The following is a 23015-nucleotide window of genomic DNA, read 5'->3' as shown; positions in this document are numbered from 1 at the left end:
CTGATGTCTGATCGCGTTCGAACATACCGGCCTGGATTTTTTGCACGGTTCCTTCCTCAAGGAAAATGGAAGATGACGCTGACCGCGTCCTCGCCCGCATCCATACGTCTTGAAGTCGGCGACGCTGTTAAACTTCCCTGTCTGGATGTCGTCGCCATTTCCGTCAGCAAGGCATTGCTGTGGCACACCGTCGAAGTCCGGTCGCGCGATCGGATCGATAACCTGTCCTGCCTTGGAGAAGAAGCCGCCACACGGTTGGCGGCCGATCTTCACAGCTTCATCAACAACCACCTCTTCGCATTGATCGGCGCAGACATCAGTCGATTGAGCGAGGTGGATACCAAATTGCGGGCGATCATTGAGGGTAACCGACAATATCTGGCCCAAGCCGACCTCGGCCGGGTCATTGCGGGCGTAATCGGTGACGCCGCCGCAGCGCTCTCGCATCCTCTGTTCGATCTGGAACTGATGCCGGCCGCGCTGAAAGCAGCACTCCCCCCGTCCCTCGCCTTCATCACCGATCCGGATGTGCGTCATAGATACAATGACGCGTTCGTTTCGGCAGAACTGTCGAGATATCGCTCGTTCTTCGACAATCTGGATGGCCGATCACTGTCCGACCAACAACGTGAGGCATGCATTCGCCTGGAGGACAACAATCTCTTGGTCGCCTCAGCCGGATCGGGAAAATCCGCCACGATGGTCGGCAAGGTCACCTATGTCGTCGACAAGCAGCTCTATCGGCCAGAAGAGATTCTCGTGCTCGCCTTCAACAAGAGCGCCGCCGACGAGCTGAAAGAACGGATACGCAGGCAGCTCGCGATCGATCCGGGAAATCCGGAATGCAAAGTGACCACGTTTCATGCGCTCGGTCTCGGTATCATCCGGGAGATCGAAGGACGGCCGCCACAGCTTGCCGACTGGGTTGAACACCCCGCCGGCGAAGCGAAAGTCATCGAGCAGATCATTGGCGAACTGCTGCGATCGGATCCGGAATTCGCAGAACTCTGGGTCAACCTCCTCGTCCTTCATCCCAAGGCGGACATCCCGGCCCAGATGTTCGGCTCCAAGGAAGACTATGAGCGCTACCTGTCGGTGCGCCGCCGAGACGGCAATGCGACCATCGGCACGATGGCCGGCATCTATGTGAAGTCGCTACAGGAGCAGAGAATCGTCAACTGGCTGTGGCTCAATTCCGTCGAGTTCGAGTACGAACGTCAGATCCCGATCGAAGAGGAAAACGGGCAGATCCGGTACGCCCATCCGGACTTCTATTACCCCGCCAGCAAGACGATCCACGAGCACCTAGCTATCAATGCCGATGGTTCGTCACCCTTCACAGACTATGTCACCCATGCCGAAAACAAGATGGCCGCCTACCGAAAGGCCGGGATGAACGTCTTTCAAACCACCTCGGCACAGGCGAACAATGGAACGCTGATTGCGGAACTCAAGGCAGAGCTTACAACACGGCGCATTCCGTTCGAACGAAAAAGCTACACGGCGATCGTCAAAGCCCTCGAGCCTGTTGTCATCAAGCACTATCACAAGCTGATTGCCATCTGCATCAAACACATCCGCGCCAGCCACCTCACTCTGGACATGCTGCTTGAGCGGGCCAAATCGCTCCACGACCGGACCCGCGCCAGGGAGTTTGCACAGGTCGTCTGGAAGATCACCGAAACCTATTCCCGCAATCTCGAAGAAAGCAATCGCATCGACTTCGACTCGATGATCGCCAATGCAACGCAACTTGTGGAGACCGGACGGTATCAGAGCCCCTATTCCTTGATCCTCGTCGACGAGTTCCAGGATATTTCGGAGCCGCGCGCGAAACTAATCAAGGCGCTGAAGTACCAGAAGCCGTTCACGAAGGTCTTTGCCGTCGGCGACGACTGGCAGTCGATTTACCGCTTCGCCGGATCGGACATAACGATCTTTACGCAGTTCGAGGCGAATTTCGGGACAAGCTGGCAAGGCCGGCTGGAGCAAACCTATCGTTGTAACCAGCTGATTGCCGAGACAGCCGCCAGCTTCGTCCAACGCAATGCCGCTCAACTGAAAAAGTCGGTGCGCTCGACGAGGCCCCCCATCCCACGATCGATCCGGGTCATTCCGGTCAATGGTGAAGGGAGCAAGCCAGATTTCGCTCAAGCCTGCCTGCGATTGCTGAAGCGCCTCGATACCTTCCTTGAGGGGATTGCGGGGCAATGGCGGAGCGACGAGCACCATAAGCTCAAGGTCATGGTGTTGTGGCGCTATAACCAACTCGATCCTTTGAAGGCGGCACCGCCAAAATTCGAGCATATCGAGGTTTCGGGACTGTCATTTCATCGCGCAAAGGGGCTGGAGGCCGACTACACGATTCTGCTCGATGTCAGCGAAGGCGACTACGGAGTGCCAAGCCGGATCGAGGATGACGAACTGCTCAATCTGGTCATGCCGCAACCGGAGACGTTTGCATTTGCCGAGGAGCGTCGCCTCTTCTACGTTGCGTTGACGCGCGCAAGTCGTGCTGTGTTCCTACTCACCAATAGCCGCGAGCCGTCCAGATATATCCGCGAACTGTCCGAAATCGCCGGCGACAATCTGCGGTTCGAAACCATCGATGGCGATCCTCTACATCAATGTCCCAAATGCCGCGTCGGACAGCTTGTCGCGAAGAAAGCCCGTAACAATAGTCGGTTTATAGGATGCAATCAGTATCCTGCATGCGATCATACCCAGACGACCTACTGAACCGGCCTGCCCCTCGGGCGTTAATGTCAGCAAGGTCGTGATGGGAACCGAACCGCTGCGTCTGAGAAACTGCGATAAGGAAATCATAGACGTAGTTGCACGTGTCGATGTTGATCACCCTTGTCAGAACGATCGTTTAACTACCGACGCTTCGTCCCCGAATTTCCAAAGGTCGCTCGGACGAGCGTTATGGCGAGCGTGGGGGAAGCTAGCCCGGAACAGTACGGCTCAAACGTTCGTGTTCTGCTATCAGGAAGGTCACATAGCTGCGGATCAGATTGCAGTAAAGGCGGCCTTCATCTGCATTGATGGTGATCCCGCTCCTGAGGTCAACGCCGTGGCGAACGCCGCCCCCGGTCGGTGACGACAAGTAACCGTGCAGTGTGGTTAGCCAAGTCAGTACCTGTTCGATGGTCTGTCCCTTCATCTTTGTCCGGAGTTCGATGGCGATCTTGTTGAAGTACTTCGCTTCGATCGTGGCTTCACCGGTGCTCAGGCCCTTAAATGCAGTAAGCACCGACTCCATCAGCCATAATATCTCCTGCACAGCCTGCCGCGGATGCCCCTCGGAAAGCAACCGCTCAGAGTCGCGGAACGACTGTTGGACAAGGTCCTGCGCCTGCTGATCGAGCGATTGATAGCGCTCGGGCACAGGTACCGGCTCATGAATTCCGACCGCGACAATGGCGGGCAGCCTGATCTCGAAGCCGGCCTGGTGGTCCGCGAGGATGCGATTGATGCGCCCCACCTCCGGGATAGTAAAGTCGTCGCCGCGTAGCGCCTCGCAGCCCTCATAAAAAGCTTCGATAAAAAGTGGCGCATTATCGGCCGCCTGCCAAATAAGATTGTTGAGGTCGGACTCCGCCCAGCTCTCGGACGAGCTACGGTTAGCTGTACTGCCGCAAGCGCCCGCGAAATACCGTTTGAAGTGTTCGAGGATGGCCCATCTGTTACCCTGTGCCGCCACCTTTCCTACGAGTGTGTCGAATTCGATTACGGCTTCTCGCGGCAACGCTCCCGGTGAGTCGAACCTCCAGGACCCTTCCATTTTCATGATCTACCCTCTTTTCGTATCGTCATGCAAAGAGCTGCTCCAGATCGGCCCTTTGCGCGGCATGCTTTTCGGGATTTTCCGCAATGAGTCTACGCAGGTTCAAGAGTTTCCATTGGACCGCCGGGAGTGCGGCCGCCTGCGGCAGGCCGATAGCGTCAAAATCCGGCGCGCCGTCATGAAGGCTCAGCAAAAACTTCTGCGTGCTCTTGTCAGCAAGGCGAGCGCGGATATCTGCGATAAGCCGGTCTCTTGTCGTCGCGAGGTCATCGAGAGCGACTGGGATGGTCGTCATCCCGACAAACTCCAAGGCATAGGGTTCGTCCAGAGGACTGAGGCTCGGTGAGAGCAGTTCATGCGCCGGGCGCGGCGAACTGGAGACGTAAACTAGAAACGTACGAAAAAGCGCATCGGTCAGCCCTTCATTGTCGTAGAGCAGTTTGACGTCGAAGAGATCACGCGGATGCTGGCGATCGACCGCTGCATGGAGCTTTCCGCCGAATAGGTCTTCGAATGATACGACCTGAATAGACGCGTATCCGAATTCATCTTCGACCGCGGGCGAGACACCCCGTGGCTCGGGGTCGTGGACGACTCCACGTGTGACGGGCGAAGTTTCGATCTTGACTTCGGCGCTGCCGAGCCGGGCGCGGATGCGGGTGGCACCCCCACCGCCGCCGGTGATGCGGCGGGCGTCAAGCCCCGCAATACCGCCGTTGGCGGCAGCGGTAATGCGATCCAGCGCTTCATCGATCTCGGCCAGGCTCCCAACACGGTCGCGGACCGGCAAGTAGGTCAGGTCGATGTCGACTGAGAGCCTCGGCATGTCGCGATAAAACAGATTGATCGCGGTTCCGCCCTTTAGCGCGAAAACCTTCTCCGCGGATATGAAGGGGAGAAGCCGCACCAGCAGCGCGACCTGGGTGGCATAGGGTTCACGGGCCATCGGCAACTCCCGTTGTGGTTTCGACGAACTCCGAAGGAACCATAATGCGATAGCGGGGGTGGATCTTGCCGCCCTTCACCAGGGCACGGTCGCCCGCTCCAAGCTTGAAGTCATCGGGATCGAGGCGTTCGCGCCAGGAATGCTTGTGGCGGTCCGCGAATACAAAGAACAGGCGCCTGACCTTGATCTTTCGGCAGCTCTGTAGCAGTGCCGTGAGGCGGCGCGGACTGAGTGTGGCTAGCCCCTCAAACACCATGTCGAGATTGTGGAAGCTCTCGTGAGCGGGCAGTTCGTCGAGAGCTTCCAGTATGGCGCGCTCCGGGGAGGACATCCGAAGCGCCCAGCCCCATGGCGTCGTAAGAGCGTTGCCAGATTTGTTCTCGGTGAGGCCTAAACCAGGGTCAGTGAACAGAGACGTGCCGCGGGTAGTCAGGGGTGCGTCGAGTTTCAGGCGCGGTAGCCATGACGGGATATCATCCCCATAGAGCCACACAGGTGCAGGAGCGCCCAGAGGCAGGTAATGGCGATAGCCCTGCTCGCCGAGGGCAGTGATGCCGCCGGCATGGATCTTGTAGCTCATGATATGTTGGAGAGAGAGCAGGCAGGTCTGCCAGTCGAGCGGAGCCGACTGCGGCGCCGGGCGACGGAACACGCCGCGCTCAACACGCTCTAGCCAGCCGCTGACTATGTACTTTCGGGTGAGAAAGCGGCTGACGCCTTGGTTCGCAAGCCAGCCTGCGTCTACGACAAAACCAGCGGGGACAGCGTCCAAGACGCCCTTTAATCTATCTTCTCTTTGTGCACTCATGGTACACATTATTACACGAACTTGAAGAGTCGGCTAGGTGCCCTTTGACAAATTGGAAAAACGAGTACTCTGAGGCCACATATATCGTATCCATCAAAGGATCAAACAAGACATCTCCCGATCGGACCACATCTTACGATGCCCGGAACTCAGTTACCTAACGAGCACAAGTGCACAGATGGCAACGCATTGGGTCCTGCCTAGGGAACATTCTCTTTTGACAGGGCGGAACCGGCGCCACGTGCGCCAACCGGAGCCTCAAGGAGACGATCAAGCTGCTGACTCAAATTGCTTGTTGCTAAGCTGTGCGGGCGACCGCGATACCTACTCTTCCTCGTCCAGAGCCGTAAACGCCTGGATCATCATAGCATTCGTCACTTCATCCCGAATAACGTCCATATCTGAAGAGGGGCCCGCCTTGAAATACACACGATCAGTTTCACGTTCGTTTTTTCCGGGGTCTCGTCGCCTGAGATGCCATAGATCGTGACGAGATGCGCCATGTAGTTGTCGGGATCGTCTGCATCCACCCCGACGCCGAGAGGGCCGTGCGCCTTGAGAAGCGCTTCCCAGGCCTTGGCATCTCGGGATTGGCCGTGAAGGCTGATCAGTTTGGACCGCTGGAGAAACAACGGGATGTCATCGGCTCGAAGCGCATCGCCGCTCGTAAGATAGTCCTTAAACGGTGATCCGAGGTGGTTGGCCGTCTCCCGTAGGCTCATTGGTCTCAGGAGCGACCAGGACAGGAGCGTCGCTGTCGTGGCAAGCCAACATAGCGCGCCGTCATTTTGATCGACGGGGTTGATTGTCCCAGCAACTTCATAGTTCACGCTCATGGACTTCCTCTTCCAATCCTGGTTCCCTCTGGCCGGATCACACGACCAAGGACTGCGACAGATACATCGACCCGCTCGCACCGATCTTCTGCAGGCGGTAGGATGCTTGATTGCTCGGCGCAAACAGCCGCCAGACATAGCTTGACCGGTAGCGAGCCATCCCATCCAAGAGATCATGGGGATCGATCAACTCAACCAGATCGGGCCGGCTCATGGAGGAAAACAGTGGAACCCGATCGGCGGCGTCAAACCCCTGAAGCACGGCTAGGGACGCCGGGTTTTTCGCGAAAGGCTCTTCCTCGGTGATCTCAATTGCTATCGGTGCTGCTCCACCGAGCATTACCAGCAGCGCCCCGCGCGGCTTCGGCTTCGGTCGTACCGTTGTCGGAGCCGCAGCGACGAGCCTGCGGCAGTCGATAAGCCAACACTTGTCGCCAAACGGCGAAGGCGGTGCGAGCGGGATAGGCGTCTGCAAGGGAATTCCATTTTCGTCGAAGCTCTTCAGTGCCAGGCCAGGCTTCCAGTCGTCCGGAACGTCCTGCCCGGCAACAATGATCACGGTTCCGTCGGGGCGAACCTTGTCGCGGTCGACGACGACCGTCATTCCGCCCTGACGTTTCACGGCAAAACGTCTTTCGATCAGATCATTATATTCTGGGTCCTCGAAGCGAAAATGGCGCGGGTGCTCGATGCGCGACGCCGAGCGCGGCGAGACCGGCAGATCGAGCACCGCGAGCCGACCGATCTCTCGCCTGTCTTCGCTTTCTGCTTTCGGTTTGACCAGGAAGCCAATTTCGAAGCGAGCTCGGGTCGATAGGACGAGGCCCCCCAACAGCCCGCCGAGCGTCTCCTTTGGAGCGTCCACGTCCGTGATCGATAAACAGCTGATGGGCTTCAGATCATGGCCGGGAAGGAGATTACCGTGGAAGTGGCGACCATTGATCTCTACACTGACCCAGATCGCCTCGATATCCCGGGCAGCATTGGCGGGCAGTGCGAACTCGAGGTGACCGTCCCAGCTGCGATCGATTGCGCCGCGTTTAGGGTTGGTCAGCGTTACGAGGACGGCGTCACGCGCGAGCGGCTTTCGATCGAGGCCGGGACGATCGGCGATGCGCGGGGGCGGTTCCGTGCATGGACCAAAGAGCAGGAAGTTTGGCTGCGGCCCGATTGCGGCGGCCACGTCAGTCATGAACTCGTCGCTGCGCAAGCGATCGTTGACCCCGATCAGTGGTGGGCGCGGCGTGAACGTGTGGACCGGCACTTCGGGTGCGTACGCCCCCGCGCTTTTGTCTTCGGGGCTTCGAGCGGGGGCGACGTTTCGCCCGCTCAATCCGAGACGCGCCACCTGCGCGATCCCCGGCCTTGGTGCGATGTCTCTCGTAACGCTGTATTCCGGAATGACGAATTGCGTTAGTGAGGCCGGCGGAACGACCCATTCGGCGGCATCGGCCGCGACAGGGTAGAGCGCACCCGATCCCATCATTTCGGGGACGGCAACGGGGCTTTCGGCAGCCAGACGGCCGCGCGGCGCGCTGGCGGCGTTGCGAAAACTCGTGTCATTGCGGTCCTGCAGCCAATATTCGGCATTCTCGCCATAGGCGCTCGCCCCGACATCCCCCGCACGATCGAGGCGCCACGCCCGCTCCATGGAACGGACCGAGAGCAGATCCTCGTTTATACCGTCCTTGTGATGGGTGAAGGTCAGCGACGCGGCGTGGACCGGGCGGAAACCGCCGACCAGATTGGAAGCACCGCTCGGCACGTCAATGCGTCGAGGATCGGCTACGACCGGAACGTCGGCACGCGCGGTGAAGACCGAGGGCTGTGGGCGTGAGCGAACGCCGAGCTTGTGGCTCCCACCTTCGTTCTCCTTCGCGCCCATTTCGCGATCGACCACCAGGCTGCGCGGCGGCAACCCATCGGTCCGACGGATCTGAAGCAGCGCACCGTTTGCCCACGGCGCACGATCGGCGAGGATTGCGAGCGCCCATTGGCGCAGGGCGGTATCTCCGGTCGAATCCGGCACGATATTGGACGCAAAGCGACCGACATCGACGAATTTTCTGCGATTGCTGTCTGGGGCCAGCAGCCGATAACCAGACTGGTCGGCAGCCTGCGGCGGGCTGCGTGGCGCCGACATGAGCGCCCCCGCCTGTGACTTTGCAAAAATTGCCAGGACATCGGAATAGTGCGGTGCCCGCGCAAGTGCGTCGGCGAGCGCAGGTGAAAGCCCGTAGGCTTCGCTCGGTGTCCAGTCCTGCGCGAGTGCGGGAAGGCCGAGATCGCGCACGATCGGCGACCCGTTGGTCGGTAGAAAGTCGCTCACCCATCCGCTGCCTGCGCCAAGGGCCTCACTTAGGCGTGCGAGCGCCCGTGTCCGTTGACCGGCAGTGAGGGGTGCCACCTCGGCGCCCGTCAGACTGCCGGCACGCAGCTGGACAAGCCAGTTTGTCGAGGGACCGGTGCTGCAGACGGCGACAGTGTCGCAATTAACGCTCAGCCCCGCAGCGCTTCGCGCAAGGACGACGTATTGCGGAAGGACCATGAGTCTGCCCGGTTCGGCGTCCAGGCTATGAACGACGTGCGTTGCCACCGTCACGGAAGCGTTGGCAAGGCTTTTCAGGCATTCTCCGCGCCATGTCAGTTCAATGCCATGCCCCTCAACGACCGAAGCACTTCCCGACAGGCACAGGCCTGCCGAGGATCCGGCCAGGACGAGCCGCTCCGGCCTGCCGTTCACAGGGGTTCGAAATTGGATCTCGAATTCGAGGTTGAACCCAAGCGAGGGCACCCCAAGGTTCCCGTCGAGCGTTGCGACCAGATGACCGCCATAGGCGGTCACCTCCGCGCCATCAAAAAGCCCACCGCTCACAGATAAGCCCCCGGGGGTCTCATTGCGCCAGGTCATGAGCAGACTGTCCGCTGTAAGGCGCAGGACAAGCAAGGGCGAGATGTTGATCCCCGGCAAAGTAAAGGTCGCCCGCTTTGTCTCCACGGTACCCGTGATGGCGTTGATCTCGCCATTCAGCACCGCCTCACCGACCTTGAAATTGAACGCGTAGCACAGGACGACCTGTGGGCCCGCCGGGTCCGAGAGGCTTACTTTGATCGCGGCAAGCGCCAGGGGGGCGTCCGATTCCCCTGCATCCATAGTGAAGTCGAGTGGCAGCAAACCCACAAAATGGGTTGGCGTTGTTGCAAGCGGTTGGGACTGCCTGAGCGTGAACTCGAAGTTGCGGCCAAGCAGTTCGACATGGAGTATCGCCCTGTTTGGGGGCAAGATCTTGAGCACGACCGGAGCCGCGCCGGTGACGCCCGGATCGGTCAGCCGAAGGACGAGGTCGGGTCCGACGTCGAGAACAGGCAAGGTGTTGGTCGCGAGCGCCAGCAATGCGGCGGCATCATCGGCGCGCTGCGGGACGGTGCCGGACCCACTCCTGACCTCCAGAAAACCCTTGAGCTTCAGTCCGGCAGCCGCTGCATCGCCGGTCGCCGCGACGAGTGACAGCGGCACGAAGTCAAGGCATCCGCCAAGTCCGATGGAATTGTCCGGCCTCCCGCTCTGCGACACGGCCCAGCGATAGCCCTGCAGGTGATTGTGCTCGAAATCGTTGCGCGCCAGCGTCGCGACGTCGCCCTCCATCGGCGTGGGCACATCGGAAAACCAGAAATCGATCGGTAGGATGCCGGCCGGGGTCGACGCCCTCCGCGATGAGACGCAGGACACGAGCGTTGCGGCACCGATGACACGGCTGAGGGTCACGCCGTTGCGCCGAACACCGGAGGTCGTCAGCCCGCGCTGGTCGGTGAAGCTCCAGTTGACGCCCTCCAGCGCACGTCTGGCGGTTCCATGTTCGAGTGTTACGCCGTCGATGACACCCGTCACGCCCTCGAGGTCCCCTGCAGCGGGAAGGCCTGGCATGTCCGCGATCACCGTGCCGCCGGCATCCCTGATCTCGACCGCCCCGATATTGTCCCCCACGCGCTCCAGCCTGAGTTTCAGATCGACGCGCTTGGCGTTTTCCGGCAGGAGGTTTGCCAGCAGTCGCCGCGGCCCGCTGCGGGTGATGAGGGCGCGCGGTTCGGTGGCTGCGAGTGCGGCCTGACGGTTGCGGAAAGCCCAGAGGCGTTTCCAGCTATGAAGTTCGCCGGCTGTCCCGCCCCAGGCCTGCGGGCCGTTCGTATCGAGCGGCTCGAAACGATCTTGCGGTGGAATGGCGGCAGGCGTGCCGGCTGCAGGGTCGGCCTTTTCCGGCGCCACGGCCGCCTGCGCGTAGAATTCGTCGCGCAGCGCGATATCCTGGCGCATCTCAACGAGGAACGGGAGCGTCTGGTTGCCGATCGGCCACAGCCAGCGGGGCGGCTGGACGGTGCCCGGTTCGGGCAGGCGATCGGGCATCGCTGCCTCACCGGCGTCGTAATGGCCGGGAAAAAACGTCACGCTTGGCATGGTGAGCGCTGCCATGCCGATCTCACCGGCATAGCGCGGGTCGATCTCGGGGGCTGCATAGACCCCCTCCCCGTCGCCGACCTGTTCATCGAGCCGCAGGAGCGGCGCAAGCCGGGTGGGATCCAGCGCGTTTTCAAAGACGTAGGTCAGGTTGCGGCTGCCGCGAAGGCGGCGGAAGGGCGCGAGCTGGCGCAGGCCCGAGGGCTGCGATAGCGCAGTACCCGCCTCTGCGAGCGCATGCGCCTGGACGGTCGGAATCTTGTCGTGCCATGGCCAGATCCAGGGCCGGATCGCCGCAATCTCTTGTTCACTCGGCAAAAGCGCTCCGGGATTGCGGCAGGGCAGCGTGACGTTGAACAGGACACGGCCCGAAGAAATGCCCGTGCCCGGAGAAAGGCGCAGATCCTCGATCTCGATGATGGCGCCGACCTCCTCGCGCAGGCGCTGCTGCGTGGCCTGCTCGAGGCCTTGCAGCATTCCGGACGACACCGCGCGCAGCGACGTTGAGCGCATGGCGCGCTCGTCGTGATCGGGCAACAGACGTTCCCGTGTCTGACGGAAGGGTATGACCTGCAGGGCGCCTTCGATCACCATCTCGTGCTCGCCGATCCGGATGTCGGCATCGTCGAGCACGAAGGCACCCCCGACTTTCACCAGCTTGATGGAAAGCGCGAGATCGCGGCATTCGGTTAGGGCGACCGACCACGGCCGCTGATCGTCACGAAAGCCCTCGCGATCAGGTCGATTTCCGAGGAGAATGGCCCCCGCCGGATCGTCGGGTCGGTTGACCCCGGTGCCGGTCGTTGGGGCTTCAGGTGCATGTTCAAGCAATGCGCTCAGCGCCTCGGCCGTCGCGTCCGGAAAGGGCCAGTGGAGGAGGCCGTTGTCGAGCTGGGTGAAGGTCCAGAGCGGCCGCAGAACGTCAAGCCCCTCCTCGCCGCCCTCGGGCATGCCTGACTCGCGGCGCAGCTTCTGCGCGGTTTCGATGAGCGGGACGGTCAGTTTCACCGCCTGCGGGTTGTTTGCGCAAGGTTTGGACCGGTCGGCGCGATTGCCTGCCACGACGATCCCTTCATCGCGCGGCTGGCTGCGCACATAGCCGTAGCGGAGCGACGGGCAGTCTCGCGCATGGCTGTCTGCGCTCGCAACTGATCTGAAGCGCAGCTCCGTGGCATTCCCATCGACTTCGAGACGATTGGGTTGGACGCTCAGCCCGTCGGGGCAGAGTCGCAAACGAGCGATACCGCCGTCGATGTGCAGCGGCGAACCTACTTCGCGGCGAAAATAATCGGGTTGACTTGCCTGATTGACGCCCGGCCAGAAGAGAGCCTCGGGGCCGGCGGTGCCGACGTCTTCGGCAGACAGCCATTTCGTATCCTTGAATGCGCTCTTCGAAAACGCCGATCGCAACGTCCCGAAAGCGCTTTGCCAACGAGCGATATGGCCGTTCGGCCCGGCGTTGCCGGGCAGCGTCTCGTCGAGGCACAGGCTGAGCCCGCGTCCGACCTCGCTGACGGCGACGGCTGGAACCGCGATGGCCCGCGTGCTGATCTTGAACCACCCGTTGAGTTCGTTCGCCTGACCCGGAACCGCGATGCGGCCGAACAGGCAGATGCCGTCGGGGTAGAGGAATATTGAGCGCTGCGGCGTGCCCTCGGTCGCCCTGATGCCGCACTCGCGGCGCAGAGCCATCAACAGTCTCTGGCGCCCGGTCCGCGCTGCTTGCGAATTCTCCTGCGGAACCTCGATGCGACCCTGCAGCAGCTCGTAGAGCGCCCGGCCCGGACCATTGGGAAGGAAACGGGCAACAAGCGGCGTGCTGCTGGCGCCAGCGGGCGTGCCGTTGTCGACAGGGTTATAGGTATAGAAGTGGGCATCTGGCTGGCCGTGCGTATAAGGCCTGAAACGCTCTTGATCGTAATCGAGCGCAAGGACGTTGCGTCGGTACCATTGGCGGTTCGGACTCGTTCGGTGTGGGGTTGCAAACCGGGCGACCGTGAAGACGATATCGGCCCCCCCATAGGGACTGGTCGGCAAGGGGGCGGGCACGACGCAGAAGGCCCAGCCGTCGCCGAAGAGGCGGATCGCTCCTGTCGGCAAGGACCAGCTGCTTGTATATCTTTGCGGATATAGCGCCGTCAGCCAGGGTAGTTCAGCCATGCTCTTCCCCCCAAAGTTCACGCGTCTTGTTCTCGCGCTGCACCCAGGCGGTTATCTTGGGCTCATCGAGCGGTTCGAGAGCGGCACCCGCCAGACGCTCGGCGATCATGGTCAGCGCCTCCAGTTCGACAACATTGCGGATCCGCTCTGGATCGCCGTCGTCACCGGCATGCGCGAGAAAGCCGGTCAGCGCAGGCCGCCAGTCCGCCGCGCCTGTCGTCGCCGCGACGATGAGCGCGTCGCCCGTGCCGGGAGGAGGATCGTCGGGCCCGCAAGGCGTCCAGATCGCATCCGCAGCGTCGGTCAGGATCCAGATGGCAAGACTGTCCTTCATTTCGTCCCATAGGGTTGCATCGATGGCCGGGCTATGCCGGCGCAGCACTACTGCCGGGGCGGTTTCGATCGCATCGGCGAGCGCGAGCACCGCCGCCTCTTGCGAGACCAGACCGTATGCTACGGCCGCCGCCAACCTTTCGGGATCGAGCAGCAGACGGATCCCGAAGGCCAGATCCTCCTTGCCGGCGGGGACCGCGGGATCGAGAGGGACTTCGGCCTGGGTCAGAGGGCGCGCCATGGCGAGCGCGATCGGGAAAGGATTTGCCAAGCGTGCCGTCGCATCCCCGGGCGTCGCAAGCCGCAGTGCGATCGGTACTGCCCGTGCAAGCGGCCCCTCGTCCGGCAGACGGCCCGGTCTCCAGGCGTCGGCCGGGCACGGTTCGCGCGGTGCTATCGGGCGCCCCTCAGCGACCGGCGCACGGACTTCGGCGGGGTCGAGGCCAGCCCTGAACGCGACCTGCAGACCGTCCCACCAGTCGCCCGAATAGCTCTGGCCCAATTCGTAGACCTCAACGTCCGGGCCGGTCTGGATGAGCACAAACGGCTCGGGTCCGCCCTGAGCGCCGCGACCGGTCCGAACCGCGGCAAAGGTCTCCTCCATGCCGATCCGCTTGAGGGAGAACTGAAGTGTCGCCCCGCCGTCGGGCAGCATGGCGACCGTGCCGGCAACAGTCTCTCGACGTCGCTCGTCGCCTTCGAGGCTCTCGAAGTAGCGTGGAAAGCGGATCGAGATACGGTGATCTCTTGGGGTCAGGAACGGCAATACGGGATCGTCAGGCGCAAGCGCATCCTTCCAGCGCCGGTAGATCGCCTGCAGAGCGGCAGACCAGGTGCCGCCATGCGCGCGCAGGGCCAGCAGCCCGGGGTCGGTCTGAGCTTTCGTAGCAGACGACTTTTTGCGGCTCATGGGCACACGGACGATCGCCGACTTGCAGGCGATCGCACGCGCACGAACGTCGAGTTGGGTGTCGTAGAGAAATGCCTCAGCCGGTGTCAGGAAAGCGAGCGCACCAAAGCGGGCCGTGGGTACGGTCCTGAGGAACTCCGTGTCTTGCGGGAAGGCTGGGCTCCAGGCTTCATCGATCTCGTCGACAGGCGGCGTGGAAAGGCGCGGCCTGGGGTTGAGGTCGAGTTTTGCCGCCCAGGGTGCGTCATAGAAGCTGCGCTGATAGCGTCGCTCTGTGCCGACATATTGCAGCTGCCGGTAAGAGGGCAGGTTGGAGGCACTCAGCGCAGCTTCTGCGTGACGGGCGAAAACGACCTCGTGGAAGAACGGACCATCGCCCTGCTGCTGGATCAGACGTTCGGCTATGAGCTGGGGCGGCTCGAGACGCCGAACGCGATCGCCGACATAGCCGCCAACACTTTCGAATGTCCAATCGTCGGTCGCCCCCGTCGTATCGCCTGTCACTGCGGCCAGCAGCCGATTGTAGCGCTGTTCGACTACGACGCGTACCAGCCGGCTCATCGCCCACTGCTGATTGACCTCGCGGGTGAAACGGTACTCGCCGGCGGCGTCGGCGCAAAGTGTCTCGACGGTTGCGGCGAGCGGCGCGATGGTCGTCGTGTTGTTGGCGTCGAAAATCGGACCGTCGCCTCGCTCGCCAAGGGGTGAGGCTGCAACGAAACGACGCGCCCAGTTGGCGTATCGATCGTTCGCCTTGGCCTTCTCCGTCTCCGGCAGAGCCTGGCTTTCTTTGTCTCCCCATTTGTGCCAGGGCCAGTCAACGGCCTTGATACGGTCCTCCAGAGGTGCGGGCAGGGTCGGGCTCGGGTCACCTGCTACGATCGGGCGAAGACTGATCTGCAGTCGGTCAAGCGCGATCTCCGTCAGCCTGCGTTGTCCGGATTTGGCGAGCAACGCATCGGCGGCCCTGATCGGCAGATCGAGCGTGAGGTGGTTGCGGATAAGCGTCCAGGCCGGATGAGACGGTCCGTTGCGCAGCGACAGGAAGATCGACTTGACCATGTCGAGGAGGCTCGTCTGGTCGACAGCCTTTCCGGTCGCGGCATGGCGCGCGGAAAGCTCGACGCTAAGTCCGAGTTGCCAGAGCGCAGCCCAGCCCTGGGGATCGTCGACCTCGGTGTTGCCGTCCATCCAGTCGGCAACCGAAGCGCCGCCGCTCAACGGCTTTCCTGTGGCCGCAGTCAGCGCCCAGCCCTTTTCCACGACTGCCACGTCCAATTCGCCGAGGAACCAATCGAGCGCAGCGTGCAGTCGCCGCCCGGCAATTTGCGAGCCGTCGGCGAGCGGTAGCTCTGGGGGCGTAGCGGGCGGACGGACCGGAAAGGCTGAGCGTTCGAGTTCGGGGGGCCAGATCAGTGCCGGTGGTAGCGGTGGCTTGAGGATCTCAGATGGGAGATCGTCCTTGGAAGGCCCACTCCTGAGGGTGCGGGCCAGCGCCGGCGGCCAGGCCTGCCAGTTCTTGGTATCGAGCAGGCTTGCCGGCGACTGTCCGGCGAGTTCAGGATCGGTCGCATCGAACCGGGTGATTTCGGTCCAGACGGGTTGGAAGCCCGGCGAGGCGCGCGCGACGTCGGCGTTAAGCATGGTCTCGTCGGGCGCCTCGAGGATGCGAAACCCGGCCAGCCGAGCGAGCGGCGCCGTCGCATCCCAAAAGCCCGACCAGCTTACCGTCACCGCCCGGCGGGTGTCGCCAGCTTTAACGTAGTCGACGATTGACTCCTCGCCATCGGGCACCGGCAGCGGTACGTGCAAGGAGCCCATGACCGCCGTCGGTCGCCGCAGCCGCGCAACGTCCGGGGATGGCGAGGCCGCGGGCGACTGGACCGGTACCGGTGGCCATTCGAGATGCCCAAGGACGATCCGATCTTTGTCATTCTTCTGCGTGTCTGCGGCGGGGGCAGCCCGTTTCGGTGGCGGCGAACTCCTATTTTCGAGGTGAGCGTAGAGCCGCACGGCACTTATCGAGGAATAGGTCGCATCCGGTTCGTCATCGCTAGGCCCGGCGGCGCGAGTACGAATGAAAAGTTGCCAGCCTATTTCGGGTTCTCGACGTTGAAACGCGTCGCGCACCGCGGCCAGGTCGTGAGTGCCGTCGATCGGCTTGCCGGTGTAGTCAAACCATCTTGCGCCGTTATTCGGCAATGACAATTCGAACAGCTCGCGGCCATCCGGACCGTGCGTCTGAACGGCCTGCTTGAACCGCATCTGAGCCGTTTGACGGCTCACCCGCATGATGAGATCGCCCGGCCGGCAGGTGCGGTCCGTCACCATCCTGCCCTCGCCCTCACCCACAGCGGCCGCTGCCTTGGGGTAGTGACCGACCGGTATCTGCGGCAACTGCCGAACAATGATTTCCCAATCCCGCGGATTGGCGATCCCGGGCTTGCTCGGAATCGGCGGCTGCGACCATTTCATGACGCCGACGAGATGACCTTCCTCGAAGCAGAGTTCGATTTCAGCGTCTTCGGGAGGAAGCGGCGTGAGGCTCGGGCGCAACTGTGCGGTCACCGTGAAGGCCTCGCCCTCGTCTCCCGCCTGGCTAACGGGCTTGATGACCACGAGAAGCTGACGGATCACGCCGGCGTCGCGCAGTTGAGGCGGAAACAGTTCCGCCGTTGGCACGGTCAGGCTATACGGCGGCGGCAGGGAACGGTTGGCCGTCAGGCGCGAGACCGGCTTCACGTCACACGTGAAGAGAGGCTTCTCGACGATACTGCCGAGGTCGAAAATCTCGACATGGTAATGCTGAAGATAGTCGCGCACTGCGATGCCTATGCCGGGCGCGACGTCGTTTTGAGTGAAAGGCTTCTCCCAGATGATGTCCCAGGTGAGCGCAAGCAGATCGTCGTCGAAATGGGCGATCGGATCAAAGGCAGGCTTGACGCCATTTTTGAAGCGGATGCGGTCGGGCTCTACAAGCGGCTGGAGTGAACAACTGTGCAGCGTATGCTCGACTGCAAAGCCCTCGTCGAAAGCGAAGCTGATTTCGGGCCGCGGGATCGAAGGATCCCGTTTCGTCGCCCAGTCCGGCAGCGCCCCTTCGGCGACCACCACCATGCCGAAATGGGCAAGGGATGCCACGTTAACGGGCGCGCGTGGCGTCCCTACGCTCGCAAGATCGCCGGCGAGCCGTCTGACACCGTCCTGCAGCCACTGCATCAGGAACGCCTGGTTGCCAAGCGCCTGCGCCTGCGGGCTCAAGTCGTCGGACGGTGTGTCGTCGTTCAACGCCTTGTCATAGGGGTGAGCGATATTGAAGTCCGGGTCGGCGTGGCGGGGCCCCAGGGCGACGCGATCGTCGACGAGGGGTGCGCCGACCTCGGGCAGTGCGACGCCGTGAAGCGGCGGAAGATCTGCTCCGATATTGAAGGGGAATCCCGGATCGGCGTTCTCCGCGGTGTAGCTTCCCGCCAAAAGGGTGCGAAGGCTGAGCGTCACCCCGCTGGGAGCATCGTTCGAGACGAACCTCCTGTTGGCGTCCACGACAATTGTCGCTGTCTCGTTCTGGACATTAACGAGGTCGCCCTGTTGATCGAAGACCTTGAGTGTCGCACCCTGCCCCACAAGGCCGGTGATCGTTGCATAGTTTGCCAGGCCTGGTGCCGGCACTGGATAGAATACGCCGTCCTGCGGCGTCGGCATGATCCAGATCACCCAGCGCGGTACGCCGCCGGCAGAGCCTGCCTCGATCACCGAGAAGGCGAAAGGCTCAGCGTTTGACGCAGCACCGGGTCTACTGTTCTCGATAGCTGCCAAAAGAGCGGGGCGCGCGGATGCCAGGGTGGGAGCCGAAACTTCGCCAGGGATCGGTGGAACTTTGCCGGGTTCCAGGATCGAGGACAGGAACGGCTCCATGAGCCCTCGGGCGTTCCCGACGGCGCCCTCGTTCAGCCCGACGGCGATGCGCGCGCTCAGCGTTCGCCCGAAAATCGAAATACCGACCTGCGCGTAGCCCTTGAAGCCGAGATCGGTCGAGCCCGTCAAACCCAGTTCAAGCGTCAAGAGCAGTTGGATCGTCAAAGCAAATTCGAGTTCGATATCGATCGAAAAGAACTTGGCGTCGATATGGAGCCACGCCTGGATCTTGAGCACGACATTGATACTGATGCCGACCTGGCCGTAGATGCCGGCTGGCAAAGGCAGCAGCATATGCTGGCCGACAAGCAGTCTCGTGGCGAATTTGACGTCAGCCTCCGCGACTAGGCGCAGGCCGAGGCTTCCGCCGCCGGCGCCGCCGCGCAGGCCGAGCTTGCCGCGTGCCGAGAAATAGATCCCATGGACGATCATGCGCTTTTCGATGGCAAAGAGGATGCCGCCGCGGCACTCGACCGTCAAAAGGCCTAGGTTCAGCGAGAAGACGAGCCGGTCGACCCAGCCGATCTCGCCACGCACCCGATTGGGCTCGATGAGAGCGACGAATTCGAACGGCATTGGGTCGAGAATAAGCTTGAAAAGCGCGGCGAGCTTGTCGCCCTTCCTGCCATAATAGACGTTCTTGCCTTTGGTCGCATAGGCTAGCAGGCGCTGCTGGCGCGGCGAATAGAGAATGAAGCCCTTGACCAAAGGGCGCTGATGCATGTTCTCAACATCGTTGAAGTAATCGTCGACGCTTATCGGAAGCCAGGCCCTCATGGCGGTGACCATCGTCAGATCGGATCGCATGGCGCCGAATAGTTGCACGACGATTGTTCGAAGCCCCTGCTCGTCAGTATCGTTGTAGGCACCGCCCTGACCCTGCGTGGTGCCGAGCGTCAGCGCGGCCTCCAGCGCCACGACCCATTGCGCCGGCTCTCCCGGCTCCTCGACCTTGTCGAACCAGCTCTCCTGGCGCGCAAGCGTTACATGCGCGTCGATATTGGCGTTCATCCGCTCGATCGTCTTGCTAAGCGGCTGGTCCTCGTCGATACCCTGCATGATGACGGGGAACATGCGCACGCCAAGCCCTCCGCCGATCTGGCGCAGATAGATCGGCAAAGGCGGGATCTGATAACTGATCTTCGACGCCTCGATTGCGATGATCCAGGCGCGAACCCAGACGTCGTCGGCACGCCGCAGCTCCATGAAGCCGACCGCCGCCCCGAGTTCGGGCAGGCCCGGGATCGTAATGACGCCATCGCCCTTGAAGCCCTTGCGGGTCGGCTCGTCGATCGAGACGACCGAACCGCCGAGGCGAAAGCCGTCGGCGGCCTGGACCTCGACGCGGAGATCCTTGAACTCGATCTGCGGTACCACCGCCCCGTCAGCGGGCATGCCGATATAGAGTTTATGGAAGTCGATCTCCGCCGAAATCACGTCGCCGGTATCCGCAAACAGGCACTGGCCGCCGACAATCAGTGCCGGACGCATCCGCTTTTCGTCTCTGATGCCTGAGAAATCGTATCTCGGATGGAAACCCAGCGAACGGATTTCCATTCGGAAGACGTTGAAGACGTCGAACACGACGGGCTCGCGCAACTCGACCGTCAGTTCGACATGCTCGATGAGATCATCGCTCAGCGGCGCGCGGTTGAATTCGATGGTTGCGGTCTCGAGGTTTTCCAGCATCTTTCCATCGAACTCAGCCCATTCGGGTTCAAACTGTGCTTTGCCGGAGACCTCAAAAAAGAACAGCTTTTTATGATCGGCTGTCTTGCGGTAGCGCAGTTCGAGCTGCGAGATCTCGAAGCGAAAGCGAACGCCGCCCGTGACGATCGGCTTGTCCTTGTCGGCGAGTTCGCAGACAAGTTCGTCGAGGACGATTTTCGAATCCTCCTGCTTGAGGCCGATGGCGAGCCTGATCGGCGCCGACGACAACAGCTCGGGCAATTTGCCCGTGGCTCCTATCGAGAGGTGGCGCATACGATTGCCCTCGATCTCGAGCGAGGCATCGTTGAGCAGGAACGGCTCGTTGAGCGCGCCGACCTTGATCTGGGTCGCCAGAAGCCTGGCGGAAAGATCAAGCCCCCCGGACCCGATACGGAACTTGCAGACCTCGAAGGCGAGGATACCGATCTCCTCGCTGACGACGAAGGCGCGATAGGATTCGCCGGGCAGCGTGCCCTTATTGAGTTCGACGAGAAACAGGCCGCCGTCGAGTGTCAGCTGCAGAAACGGAAGCTCTGTTGGAACGGGCAGCGTCTCGTTGCCCTTCACCGGGATCGTGCGAACGAGGTATATCTTGGTGCCCAAAAGCTCGAACGGCTCACTGATGTCGGCGCGCAGCTCCTTTTCGAGCTTGAATGCCGCAAGATGATCGGATGGCGGGGCCGCTATCCTGCGCTTGATGGGAAATGCGGCCTTGTCGCGAAGCCGCACGGACATGTCGCCGAGGTCGAGCCGCAGGACGGTCGTGCCCTCGACCTTGTTGCCGAGGACGTCGAAATTCAACGTCGCATGAAGATCGAAGGCGTTGACGTCTGCCGGCCGGCAGATCCGATCGATAGCGATCTTGACCGGTCCGATCGTGCCCCCCTTGTCGCTGAACAGGTCGTTGGCCGCCTGCACCGCCATGTCGAACCGCCAGCCCCGAGCGGCGTCAAGGCCGGGGCTGGAAAAGCGCGCGGGCGACAAAGGCAGAGGAACGGGCTGCGGCTTGGCGGCCTCGACCGGGCATCCGGAGCAGTCACCGACGCCCGCACCGGCGTTGTCGGGATAAAGTGGCGCAAAGGCGGTGCTGTCGCCCTCGAATGCCTGGAGGACGCGGGGCATCTCTCCGTCCGTCCAGCTGAGCATGGCGAGCGCCTGCCACCGGCTCCCGTCGCTGGCGAGATGGGCGGCTGCGAAGGGCTTGCTGCCGGTGCCCGGCATGGCGGGCAACGAATCCTGCTCGCTCTCGGAAGATCCCCGCGTCAGGAAACGCATCGCGTTGAAGCTGGCGCTTGCGACGGTTCGTGCGGTTTCATCATAGCCGTGAAGCAGGGAAGCGGTCCACTTGCCCGCGCTCTCATAAAACAGCAGCGAGCGCAACTGGGGTTTGGCGAGCGCGACCGAAACACCAGGCAGCGTCACGCTGAAATCGGGATCGGCGATCGGTCCCGCCGGCGCTCCGCCCGAGGCGGCCGGCGGGATCAAAAGGACGATCTCCTCCCCGCTCACCACGGCGCAGACCTCGCTGCCGGCGGGAGGCTGCGCAAGTTCAGTTCCTGTGACCGGCGCCGGGCCTTCCGGACGCCATTCGAGGCGCAGCTGCCGGTCCGCGTTGAAGCGGGCGAACTGCAGCGCGACGAGCGTCATTGCGCCAGCCACCGGTTCGGCCGTCTGCTTGTCGATCCAAGGAATGGATTTCAGGATTGCGTGAAGCACACGATCATTGTCCTGCTTCCACAAAATCGTGAGCAGCCCGCTGCGGTCGAAACTGCCGTCGACGAACTCAATCCTCGGATCTTCAGCCGGCAGCACGTTGTCGGATGACCACACCTCGGTCAGGCCGTGGCCTGAAAGCGGCAGGCGATAGGGATCGAAAGCCGTACCGGCGACATCCTCAAACAAGTCGCCTGAGGTCGCCTCGCAAGTGAGAACACCGGTTCCACGCAGATGCAGCCTGATCGCCTTGGCCTGCCAGAGCGGTTGTCTCGCCCAACGGCTGGTAAGGGAGAGCCCGCCGATTTCGACAATGAATTCGGGGCAGAGGTGGGTCACGCCGTCCGCACCCGTTTCAGCAAACAGACCGAAGCGAAATTGCCAGCACGCGCAATCGACACCGAGCGCGCCGAAGGGCAGCGACAGCGTGTCCGGATCGGTGCTGACGCCGTCGGCGGGATAGTGGTCTTCGATCAGCTGGACGACGAGGACGTAGCGGGCGCCATCGAAGCTGAGGCTCGCCTGGAAGCTTTCATATTCGAGGACGGTTTCGCCTTTCCAGCGCAGCTGCAGGGTTTGAGCAGTCGCAGTCAATCGGTGGCCGGCAGCGGTATTTTCAAGAATCAGGCCGGCGGTCCTGAAGCCGACGCCGAGCGGCATGGTGGGAATGACGGGCAGTTCGACATTCCAGGCCGGCAGGGGAGCGGAAAGATTGATGCCGGCGAGCCAGCCGAACCAGGCGCCGATTTGCGGAAGCGTGATCGCGAGGTTCGGAAAACCGGGCGGCAGCCAGCCGGTGGTGACGACAATGCCGTCGAGGTCGAGCCGAAAATTCAGATCGTCGATGCCGATATCCGGCAGGGTCGGTGGACGAACGCAGGCAAAGCCTGTCGTCAGCGGCAGTCTGAGTTGAACCTCTCCGACTGCGCTGCTGTTTGACCATTGCGTGCCGTCCGCGGCAACGGCAGTGACAACCCAATCGAGATAGAGTGCGAAGAACGGGTGCTCCGGCGTATAGCTGCTCGGCCGATCGGCGCTGCGCACAGCGATGCGAACGCCACTGAGCGCGACCTCGGCCGCAAACTTGAGGCCGATGAGGCCATGCCGCGCGAACCGATCGCGGGTTTCCGCGACACTGAGGTCGAGACTGAATAGAACGAGACCAGCGTTGAGGTCGTCATCATGGACAGCTTCGACCAGTGTAAATTCCATGCTGTCGGTAGAGCCGGAGCTGATCCTGAGCCGTTCGTAAGTGTTTCCAGCGCGCCCCACCAGCTCGCAAGACACTTCGCTTGTACCATCGCCCAGTATCGATAAATGAAATAACTCGGCATCGATCTTTCCCATAGTGCATCGCCCCCAATGCGCAACCCATTAGAAAGAATTGATTATCACTTCTCTGAATGCTTCAATCCGAGCGACTGTTATGCAGCATTCAAGA

Annotated in this window: 7 protein-coding genes; 1 reads left to right on the top strand and 6 read right to left on the bottom strand. The window is 61.9% G+C overall.

Annotated elements, in window-relative coordinates; translation table 11 throughout:
* The first annotated feature begins 3 nt into the window (after positions 1 to 3).
* The gene (locus RB548_RS22885; RefSeq protein WP_331375608.1) at positions 4 to 2739 is read left to right on the top strand and encodes a UvrD-helicase domain-containing protein; all 2736 of its coding nucleotides are present in this window, start codon (positions 4 to 6) and stop codon (positions 2737 to 2739) included.
* A gap of 208 nt (positions 2740 to 2947) precedes the next feature.
* Here the strand turns inward: RB548_RS22885 and RB548_RS22880 are convergent, their stop codons facing one another.
* The 6 genes from RB548_RS22880 to RB548_RS22855 all read right to left on the bottom strand — a co-directional run bounded on the left by RB548_RS22880 (position 2948) and on the right by RB548_RS22855 (position 22786).
* A complete protein-coding gene (locus RB548_RS22880) occupies positions 2948 to 3793 on the bottom strand; it encodes a hypothetical protein (protein ID WP_331375607.1) in 846 nt (281 codons plus the stop codon).
* A 22-nt stretch (positions 3794 to 3815) separates the two neighbouring features.
* Positions 3816 to 4736, bottom strand: coding sequence for a nucleotidyl transferase AbiEii/AbiGii toxin family protein (locus RB548_RS22875; protein ID WP_331375606.1), 921 nt, complete (start codon positions 4734 to 4736; stop codon positions 3816 to 3818).
* Positions 4726 to 5544: a type IV toxin-antitoxin system AbiEi family antitoxin domain-containing protein gene (locus RB548_RS22870; protein WP_331375605.1), complete on the bottom strand. Its 819-nt coding sequence runs from the start codon at positions 5542 to 5544 to the stop codon at positions 4726 to 4728. The genes RB548_RS22875 and RB548_RS22870 overlap by 11 nt, the downstream gene beginning before the upstream one ends.
* 374 nt (positions 5545 to 5918) lie before the next feature.
* Positions 5919 to 6380 carry a papain-like cysteine protease family protein gene (locus RB548_RS22865; protein WP_331375604.1) on the bottom strand — a complete coding sequence of 154 codons (462 nt, stop codon included), beginning with the start codon at positions 6378 to 6380 and terminating at the stop codon, positions 5919 to 5921.
* A 37-nt stretch (positions 6381 to 6417) separates the two neighbouring features.
* Positions 6418 to 12993: a hypothetical protein gene (locus tag RB548_RS22860; protein ID WP_331375603.1), complete on the bottom strand. Its 6576-nt coding sequence runs from the start codon at positions 12991 to 12993 to the stop codon at positions 6418 to 6420.
* Positions 12986 to 22786, bottom strand: a complete 9801-nt coding sequence (locus RB548_RS22855; RefSeq protein ID WP_331375602.1) for a hypothetical protein — start codon at positions 22784 to 22786, stop codon at positions 12986 to 12988. Before RB548_RS22855 ends, RB548_RS22860 begins: the two co-directional genes overlap by 8 nt.
* Positions 22787 to 23015 lie beyond the last annotated feature (229 nt).

Source organism: Sinorhizobium chiapasense, assembly GCF_036488675.1.
GTDB lineage: Bacteria > Pseudomonadota > Alphaproteobacteria > Rhizobiales > Rhizobiaceae > Sinorhizobium > Sinorhizobium chiapasense.
Note: the sequence above shows the minus strand (reverse complement) of the source record. Positions and strands in the feature narration are given on the sequence as shown.

Coding starts and splice junctions, on each gene's coding strand:
- RB548_RS22860 (WP_331375603.1), bottom strand. CDS start 12,993: ATGGCTGAACTACCCTGGCTGACGGCGCTATATCCGCAAAGATATACA.
- RB548_RS22885 (WP_331375608.1), top strand. CDS start 4: ATGTCTGATCGCGTTCGAACATACCGGCCTGGATTTTTTGCACGGTTC.
- RB548_RS22875 (WP_331375606.1), bottom strand. CDS start 4,736: ATGGCCCGTGAACCCTATGCCACCCAGGTCGCGCTGCTGGTGCGGCTT.
- RB548_RS22880 (WP_331375607.1), bottom strand. CDS start 3,793: ATGAAAATGGAAGGGTCCTGGAGGTTCGACTCACCGGGAGCGTTGCCG.
- RB548_RS22855 (WP_331375602.1), bottom strand. CDS start 22,786: ATGGAATTTACACTGGTCGAAGCTGTCCATGATGACGACCTCAACGCT.
- RB548_RS22865 (WP_331375604.1), bottom strand. CDS start 6,380: ATGAGCGTGAACTATGAAGTTGCTGGGACAATCAACCCCGTCGATCAA.
- RB548_RS22870 (WP_331375605.1), bottom strand. CDS start 5,544: ATGAGTGCACAAAGAGAAGATAGATTAAAGGGCGTCTTGGACGCTGTC.